We start from the raw sequence: 8307 nt of genomic DNA, 5'->3' as shown, positions 1-8307 counted from the left end.
TGCCGCCCGCGATCACGGCCAACGCTCCGGCGATCGTGGTCAGCACGTGCCCGGCCAGCAGGACCCACGTGCCTGCCGCGGGCGCCAGCGGTTCGAGCGTGTCGGCGTGCAGCAGTTCCGGCCGCGCGGCGTAGCTCGCGTCCACGACGAGCTGCATGTCCTGCACGAACCGGCCGGGCGCCAGCACCGCCGGGCCGAGCAGCACCGCAGCCGCCACACCTGGCTTGCGGCGCAGCAGAGCCGCCGACAGCGCGGTGGGGATCAACGCGAGCACGAGCAGCAGCGGCCAGGACGTGAACGCGGGCGGCATCGAAGGAGTCACCGCTGCGAACAGCGGGGCGAGTCCACCGAGCAGCGCACCTGCCGCGGACAGCGCGACGGCGATGTTCAGGCCGATCGGTGGACCGGCGCTTTCGGCGGGCGCCGGCCGGGTCTGCGTTACCGACGGCGCATCGGGCGGGAGATCGGGCCGCGCACTCACCGCGCCGACGCTAGCAACCCGCGGGCCCGCGGTGGGACGCCGGGAGCGACGGAGCGCGACCGGCCGCCGACCCGATTCACCCGCGTGGAGGTTTCTTGCGCTGCGAGCGCCGTGCTGAGCCGCCACCGGGCCTGGCGCGATCGGTTCCGAGCCGCCGCACGACTCAGCCGCGTGACAACGTACGAGCGACGAAGGTTGACGACACTGCGCAACCAATTTTGTGACTTGAGTCACTATTTTTCGGGCTCGATCACCCGCCGAGTTGATCTAGGCGCCCTGCTTTGGTCCAAACGGGAGGGTCTTGCTCGATCACGAACCGGCAGGCAGCGGCGCGCCGTAACAACCCCGAGACGTGTTTTGCACGCTGTGCGACCATGCCTGCATCGCCGGATCCCACCACTCCCCGTAGGCACACGCGCACTGATCGAGATTTGCCCCTAGGGGATCGGCGTGGTTACTGTCCTCCGGTCCGTTGTCACGGTCCGATCACGATGCCGGTTCCCCGACCGGCCGCCCGGAATCCCCGTCCGGGAGTGAGCGGACTCCCCGAGACGGAAGGGCAGGCATTGTCTCGACATCGCTCCCCCGGCGCCCCGAACGCCGAGGAGTCGTCCCCGCACGATCCGCCATCGCAGAATTCGCGGCGGTCCTCCACCCCACCTTCGGTGATCCGCGGACGCATCGTGGTCGCCGCCGTCGCCGCCGGCGCGTTCGCCGCAGCCGGCCAATCGATCGCCAACGGCGAGCCGGCCCAGGACTCGGACGGCGTGCAGCCGCTGGCCTCGGGCCAGGACGCCGCCGCCTCCTTCGGCTCCGCCACCGACTCCTCCACCGGGATGGGCGGATCCGCGCCCGCACCCGAGGTGCTGCCGGTCACCAAGAACACCGACACCGGCTCCGAAGTGGAGAAGCTGGCCAAGAGCCAGCAGATCGCCGGTGAGCGCGCCGCGGCCGAGGCCGCCCGCATCGCCGCCGAGGAAGAGGCCAAGCGCCCGCAGGTCGTCAAGCCCGCGCAAGGCAGCTTCACCTCCGGGTTCGGCGGCCGCTGGGGCAGCACGCACTACGGCATCGACATCGCAAACAGCAAAGGCACCCCCATCGTGTCCGCGATGGACGGCACCGTGATCGACGCAGGCCCGGCCAGCGGCTTCGGGCTGTGGGTCCGGGTGCAGCACAACGACGGCACGATCACCGTCTACGGGCACGTCAACAGCATCACCGCCGACGAAGGCGACCAGGTCAAGGCTGGCGACCAGATCGCCACCATGGGCAACCGCGGCTTCTCCACCGGCACGCACCTGCACTTCGAGGTGTGGAACGCCAGCGGCAAGAAGATCAATCCGCTGCCGTGGCTGAGCGAGCGCGGCATCAACTTGACCTGATCCGCGCCGCACCCCCGCCCCGCCCGGCCGGGCGGGGCGGACCAGGGCGGGTGGGGTCAGCCGTCGAAGTGCATCCGCAGGATGAGCGCCATCCGGCGCAGCGCCGGGATGTGCCCCATCGCGCGCACCAATGCGCGGTAGCTCGCGGGCAGCCGCTCCAACCCGGGCACCTCGAAGAACGTCAGTTCCTCATCCAGCGCCAGCCCCGGGACCGCGTTCACCAGCTCGGCACCGCTGCCGACCGCCCACCGCAACTTCGCGTTCGCCGCCCGCACCGGGCTGTTGAGCACGTTGGCGAAGCGGACGGCCAGCTCGCCCTGCACGTCGCAGATCAACTCCCCCGCGGGGAAGCGCTCGGTGATCCGCCGCAGCAGGGCCAAGCCTTCTTGCGGGTCCAAGTACATCGTCAGCCCCTCGGCGACCACCAGGACCCGGCGATCACCCGGGATCGAGTCGAGCAGCGCCGGGTCGGTGACCGACGAGGCGATCGTGTGGTGCCGTTCGGGCTGTTCGTAGAGCTTCCGGCGCAGGTCGATGACCTCGGGGAAGTCGACGTCGTACCACTCGACCGACGGCGGCAGGTCCAGCCGCAGCCCGCGGCTGTCCAGACCGCAGCCGAGGTGCAGCACGGTGACCTCCGGATGCGCGGCGATCCGGTCGGCGGCCAGCCGGTCGAACAGGCTGCCGCGCAGGGCGATCGACAGCGGGTCGTTCCCGCGCACTCCCGTCTTGCTGAAGTCGTGGTCGATCCGGCGCACGGCCTCTTCCGCGTAGGGATCGTGCAGGATCGGGTCGGCCGAGCGGCTGTGCAGCGCCCGTCCGGAGAGGGTGGCGAGCATGGTGGCCGGCGCGCCGGTGAGATCGGCTCTCTCGCGTTCCATCGCTGAATTCCCCAGCCGCGTGCAGGAGTCTTTGCGCGAGCACGCTAACTCCACCCGGGCGGGCCGGGGTCACAGCTTGGTCAGCGGAACGCTGCCGATGAGCATCAACCGCACGGTTCCCGAGGCCCCGAAATCGATCGTGGCGGTCGCGCGCGCACCTTCGCCCTCGGTGGCCAACACCGTGCCGAGGCCGTACTTGTCGTGCGTGACCCGGTCCCCGGCGTCCAGCTTGATCGCCATCTGGTCCTTCCAGCCCGCCGCACCGGTGCTGCGCATGCCGCGCTCGGCCAGCCCGGCCTGCGCCGAATCCGAACCGCCGCGGTCGAACCCGCCGCGGTTACCCCACGTGCTGCGCACCTGCGGCGCGGACCGCTCCGGCTCGATGCGGCGCCACTCGAACAGCTCGTCCGGGATCTCGGTGAGGAACCGCGAAGCCGGGTTCGTCATCGGCTGCCCCCACGCCGAGCGCATCAACGCCCGCGACAGGTACAGCCGTTGCCGGGCGCGGGTGATGCCGACGTAGGCCAGCCGCCGCTCCTCGGCCAGTTCGGCGGGGTCGCTCAGCGCCCGCATGTGCGGGAAGACCCCGTCCTCCCAGCCGGTGGAGAACACCACCGGGAACTCCAGGCCCTTCGCGGTGTGCAGGGTCATCAGGGTGACCACGCCGTCGCCGGATTCCGGCAGCGAGTCGGCGTCGGCCACCAGCGAAACCCGCTCCAGGAACGCGGCCAGCGAGTCGTCCGCGGGCAGGCCGAGCGCTTCCTCCTCGGTGTCCTCCGCAGCCGGTTCGGCCGGGCGCATGACGGAGTCCGCGGAAGGGTCGTCGGTGTCCTGACCGGAAACGTCCTGGCCGGGCTCGTCGTGCCCGGCTGTGTTCTGTCCGCTGCCGGGCTGCCCGTCGGAGGACTGCCCGGGTGCCTGCGGCGCGCGGGACTCGGTGAACTCGCGAGCCACCGTGACCAGCTCCGTCAGGTTCTCCACCCGCCCGGCGTCCTGCGGGTCGTCGCTGGCCTCCAGCTCACCGCGGTAGCCGGTGCGTTCCAGCACCGCCTCCAGCACGTCGGCCACGTCCGACTCGCGGGCGATCCCGCCGAGCTCGTCCAGCAGCGCCACGAAACCGGAGATCTGCCGCTGCGCGCGGGTGGCCAGCGCAGGCACCCGGCCCTCCGCGGCCTGGCGCAGCGCCGCGTTGAACGAAATCCGCTCCTGGTCGGCGTGCGCGGCGACCACGGTCTCGGCCTTGTCGCCGATACCGCGCTTGGGCACGTTCAGGATCCGGCGCAGGCTCACCGTGTCGTCCGGGTTGTCCAGCACCCGCAGGTAGGCCAGCGCGTCGCGGACCTCGCGGCGCTCGTAGAAGCGCACCCCGCCGATGACCCGGTAGGGCAGACCGAGGCGGATGAACACCTCCTCGAACACCCGGGACTGGTTGTTGGTCCGGTAGAACACCGCGATGTCGTTGAACGTGACCTCGCCGTCGTCGACCAGCTTGTCGATCTCGCCGGCCACGAACGCCGCCTCGTCGTGCTCGTTGTCGGCGACGTACCCGACGATCGGCGCGCCTTCGCCCGCCTCGCTCCACAGCCGCTTGTCCCGGCGGTTCGAGTTGCGCCGGATCACCGAGTTCGCCGCGTTCAGGATGGTCTGGGTGGAGCGGTAGTTCTGCTCCAGCAGGATCGTGCGGGCCTGCGGGTAGTCCCGCTCGAATTCCTCGATGTTGCGGATCGTCGCGCCGCGGAACGCGTAGATCGACTGGTCGGCGTCGCCGACCACGCACAGCTCGGCAGGCGGCGTGCCGCTCTCGGTCGGTTCGAGCCCCACCAGCTCGCGCACCAGCACGTACTGCGCGTGGTTGGTGTCCTGGTACTCGTCGACCATCACGTGCCGGAACCGGCGGCGGTAGTGCTCGGCGACGTCCGGGTGCTCGCGCAGCAGGTCCACGGTGCGCATGATCAGGTCGTCGAAGTCCATCGCCTGCGAGTCGGCCAGCTTGCGCTGGTAGGCGGCGTAGACCTGAGCGACCTTGCGCTCCATGTCGTTGCCCGCGCGCTCGGCCGCCTCCGCAGGGGTGACCAGCTCGTTCTTCAGGTTCGACACGTGCACGCCGAGGGTGCGCGCCGGATAGCGCTTGGAGTCCAGCTCCAGCTCGCGGCCGATCATCGTGATCATCCGCCGCGAGTCGTCGGCGTCGTAGATGGTGAAGTTCGACGAGATGCCCAGCGTCTTCGCCTCGCGGCGCAGCACCCGCACGCACATCGAGTGGAACGTGGACACCCACATCGCGTTCGCGCGCCTGCCCACCAGCTCGGCCACCCGCTCCTTCATCTCGGCGGCGGCCTTGTTGGTGAACGTGATCGCCATGATCTGCCCGGGATGCACCCCCTGCGCGAGCAGGTAGGCGATCCGGTTGGTCAGCACCCGGGTCTTACCGGAACCGGCGCCCGCCACGATCAGCAGCGGCGAGCCGGTGTGCACCACGGCGTCGGACTGCTGCGGGTTCAAGCCCGCGAGCAGGGCGTCCGGATCATGCGCCGCCGCGCCTGCAGCAGCGGCGGAACCCGCCTGGGACGGACCGTCGTGCGGAAGATCGAACAGGGTGCTCATCGCCGCTCCACGTTACCGGGAGCCCCTGACACCCCCGGAGCACCCGCACGCTGCGCGATCACTCGTCCTTGGGCACCACCACCGGCAGCTGGTGCGCCACCGCGGCCTCCTCCAACCGCTTGTCGTAGGTGATGAACGCGCTCAACGGGGTACCGACGTGCAGCGCCGTGGCCAGATGAATCGCATCGAGCGAGCGAATGCTCGCGGGCGTCACCTGATACGCCCGGGTCGCGATCTCGCTCACCGGCACCTTGACCACGCCCGCGAGCATCTTGGTGGCCCATCGCCAGGAACTCTCGCTCGGAACTCCGCGGTTCAGCACGCGAAGCACTTCCACGAGCAGCAACTCGCTCGAAACCCAAGGCTGCTGGTTCGAGGAAACGTACTTCGCGATGGCCGGCCGGTGCTCCTCCGGCAGCAGCAATTTGAGGAATGCGCAGGAGTCGAAGTAGATCATCGCTGATCCTCCGCACGGTCCCTGAGCAATTCCTCGGACGCGGACCACCCCTGCTCGAAGATCGCCGGAAGAGGCCCTTCCGCAACCATCTCCAGCAGTTCCTCGTGCCGCTGCGGCCAATCCGGGTCGGCGTAACCCTTCCCGACGAACTCGTCCATCCGCCGCTCCACGGCGCTCTGCGGACGAACCAAGGCGAACGGTTCGCCCTCGGCGGTGATCGCGAACGCTTCGCCTTCCCGCACTCGCCTCATCAGTTCGGCCGCATCGGCTACGAAATCGTCCACGTTGATCGTCGGGACGGCGGGCATTTCGGCGTTTCTCGGCTCTTGCCCTGCTTCCGGCGGCCGATCGTCAGTCATAGTCATATGGTGCACTCTCCGCGCAGGCGATGGCGACTTCAACAAGATCCACTCGAACAGGTGGTCGCCTAGCTCGGTGATCTTGCGGCGCTCCGCCTGAGTCCGAAAGCACATGGCCACCGAGCCGCGAGCTGTGGCAGACTTGCCGACGTGCTGACGCAGAACTTCGCAGTGGAGTTTTTCTACGGGCCCGGGACTCCGGCGCCCGTAGTTGCGTGAGCTCTGACCACTACGACGCCCCGGGGTCCTCGGACCCGGGGCGTTCGCATGCCGGGGCCGGGGGCGGGGCCGATCCGGAGGACGAGTCATGAACGCCGCTGTGGACGGTGACCAGCAACAGCCCGAGACCCCCGACGCCGCGGAGCCCGCGCAGCCCGCGTCGGAGGCGATCTCCGGCTTCCGCGAAGAGATCGACTACCTGGACGCCGAGATCCTGCGCCTGGTCAAGCGCCGCGCCGAGGTTTCCAGGCAGGTCGGCGAGCGGCGGATGGCCGACGGCGGACCCCGCATCGTCTACAACCGCGAGATGGACGTGCTCGCGCGCTACCGCGAACTCGGCCCGGAAGGGCGGGAACTCGCGATGATCCTGCTGCGCCTGGGCCGCGGCCGGCTCGGGCACTGACCCGCTCCGCGCGCCGGGCGGGCACCGAGCCGCCCGGCGCGTTCAGTGCGCCGTCCAGCCCCCGTCCATCGGGAACGACGAACCGGTGACCGAGGTCGTGGCCGGTCCGCACAGCCAGCACACCAGGTCGGCCACCTCGTCCGGCTCCACCAGCCGCTTGACCGGGGTGCGCGCCAGCAGCACGTCTTCGATGACCTGCTCCTCCGGCACCCGGTGCAGCTCGGCCTGCTCGGCGACCTGCTTCTCCACCAGCGGGGTGCGCACGTAGCCGGGGTTGATGCAGTTCGAGGTGACGCCGTAGGCGGCGCCCTCCACCGCGATCGTTTTGGACAGCCCTTCCAAGCCGTGCTTGGCGGTGACGTACGCGCTCTTGAACGGCGACGCGCGCAGGCCGTGCACCGAGGAGATGTTCACGATCCGGCCCCAGCCCCGCTCGTACATCCCGGGCAGCGCCGCCCGGACCAGCCGGAACGGGGACTCCAGCATCACTCGCAGCAGCTTGCCGAACGCCTCCGGCGGGAACTGGTGCACCGGGGCGACGTGCTGCAGCCCGGCGTTGTTGACCACGACATCGGCGTGCTCGCCCAGCGGGGCGGCGGCTTCCGGATCGTCGAGGTCGACGATGCCGGCCTCGGCTCCGATCTCCTCCGCGATGCGCTGCACCGGCTCGGCGTCGCGGTCCACGGCCACGACGGTGGCGCCGGCCGCGGCGAGCCTGCGCGCGGCGGCGGAGCCGATGCCGCTTGCCGCGCCGGTCACCACCGCCCGCTTGCCGGCGAGCAGGTACGGGTCCGGGACGGCGGGAGAGCCGGTCGGCCGATCATCCATAGCGCGAACCTATGCGTGAGACCCATCTCAATCCAGGGTCGGGGACAACCATTTTCGCGGCCGGCAGCCCACGCCGGGGGCGTTTCCGGGATATCCCCCATACCGGACGGCTCGCGGTGCGGGCAGACTGGTGGCATGAGCGCAATCGTTGACCTCGTCGCCTGGCTCGTGACCGTCGTGGCGGTGCTGGCAGCCGGTGGCCACGCGGTCTACTTGGGGATGCTGACCTCCGCGGCGCGCAAGCGTCCCGGTGGCCAGCCCGCGGTGGACTTCGCGCGCAAGCGGCTACCGGTGGCGGGCGTGACGCTGGGCGTCACGCTGCTGGCGTTGCTGATCGCCAGCGGCGGTGCCGTCGGGGCGGACATCTTCGCCATGCTGCTCGGCGCCGGTGGCGGTGCCGTCTCGCTGAAGGCGTTGCAGAGCAGCCAGACCAAGTTCCGCAGCGGGCAGTACTGAAGTCCCGGTCCGGCCGCAACCGCCGGACCGGCAGCGCCAGTAACCCGTCCGGGCGGAGCTGGCCTTTCTCACCTGCTCGTGTGACGCGCGGGACGCTCGTTGCTGCCTAGCCTGCCCGACCATGAGCCATTCGGCGGCATCCGGTTCAGCGCTCCGACCAATCGTCGCGCCCGAACGACCCATCGCCGCTCCCGAACGATCGAGTCCTCCGCATCCCGCGCTGGCCCGCCGGGTCGG

Annotated in this window: 8 protein-coding genes and 1 pseudogene; 3 read left to right on the top strand and 6 right to left on the bottom strand. The window is 70.3% G+C overall.

The genetic code is table 11. From position 1 onward, the window contains the following. A pseudogene (locus IJH84_RS17225) lies at positions 1 to 481 on the bottom strand (hypothetical protein); the annotation flags it as partial. A 665-nt stretch (positions 482 to 1146) separates the two neighbouring features. On the opposite strand from IJH84_RS17225, the gene IJH84_RS17220 reads away from it, so the two are divergent. Further along, positions 1147 to 1863, top strand: a complete 717-nt coding sequence (locus IJH84_RS17220) for a M23 family metallopeptidase (protein ID WP_295146233.1) — start codon at positions 1147 to 1149, stop codon at positions 1861 to 1863. A gap of 56 nt (positions 1864 to 1919) precedes the next feature. Here the strand turns inward: IJH84_RS17220 and IJH84_RS17215 are convergent, their stop codons facing one another. The 4 genes from IJH84_RS17215 to IJH84_RS17200 all read right to left on the bottom strand — a co-directional run bounded on the left by IJH84_RS17215 (position 1920) and on the right by IJH84_RS17200 (position 6164). Next, a complete protein-coding gene (locus tag IJH84_RS17215; protein ID WP_295146230.1) occupies positions 1920 to 2744 on the bottom strand; it encodes a class I SAM-dependent methyltransferase in 825 nt (274 codons plus the stop codon). A gap of 69 nt (positions 2745 to 2813) precedes the next feature. After that, entirely contained in the window at positions 2814 to 5348 is a 2535-nt protein-coding gene (locus IJH84_RS17210; RefSeq protein WP_295146228.1) for a UvrD-helicase domain-containing protein, read from the bottom strand. Positions 5349 to 5406: 58 nt separating this feature from the next. Continuing rightward, positions 5407 to 5805 carry a type II toxin-antitoxin system VapC family toxin gene (locus tag IJH84_RS17205; RefSeq protein ID WP_200068502.1) on the bottom strand — a complete coding sequence of 133 codons (399 nt, stop codon included), beginning with the start codon at positions 5803 to 5805 and terminating at the stop codon, positions 5407 to 5409. Continuing rightward, a complete protein-coding gene (locus IJH84_RS17200) occupies positions 5802 to 6164 on the bottom strand; it encodes a hypothetical protein (RefSeq protein ID WP_200068501.1) in 363 nt (120 codons plus the stop codon). Before IJH84_RS17200 ends, IJH84_RS17205 begins: the two co-directional genes overlap by 4 nt. A 307-nt stretch (positions 6165 to 6471) precedes the next feature. On the opposite strand from IJH84_RS17200, the gene IJH84_RS17195 reads away from it, so the two are divergent. Beyond that, positions 6472 to 6786: a chorismate mutase gene (locus IJH84_RS17195; RefSeq protein ID WP_200068500.1), complete on the top strand. Its 315-nt coding sequence runs from the start codon at positions 6472 to 6474 to the stop codon at positions 6784 to 6786. A gap of 42 nt (positions 6787 to 6828) precedes the next feature. On the opposite strand, the gene IJH84_RS17190 is transcribed toward IJH84_RS17195, so the two are convergent. Beyond that, a complete protein-coding gene (locus tag IJH84_RS17190) occupies positions 6829 to 7614 on the bottom strand; it encodes a 3-hydroxybutyrate dehydrogenase (RefSeq protein WP_200068499.1) in 786 nt (261 codons plus the stop codon). 135 nt (positions 7615 to 7749) lie between these two features. Here IJH84_RS17190 and IJH84_RS17185 point away from each other — a divergent pair, with 135 nt between their 5' ends. Beyond that, positions 7750 to 8070 (top strand): hypothetical protein, encoded by a 321-nt coding sequence (locus IJH84_RS17185; protein WP_200068498.1) that lies wholly within the window; start codon positions 7750 to 7752, stop codon positions 8068 to 8070. The last annotated feature ends 237 nt before the right edge of the window (positions 8071 to 8307 follow it).

The organism is Saccharopolyspora sp. (genome assembly GCF_017434145.1).
In the GTDB taxonomy this organism is placed as follows: domain Bacteria; phylum Actinomycetota; class Actinomycetes; order Mycobacteriales; family Pseudonocardiaceae; genus Saccharopolyspora_C; species Saccharopolyspora_C galaxeae.
Note: the sequence above shows the minus strand (reverse complement) of the source record. Positions and strands in the feature narration are given on the sequence as shown.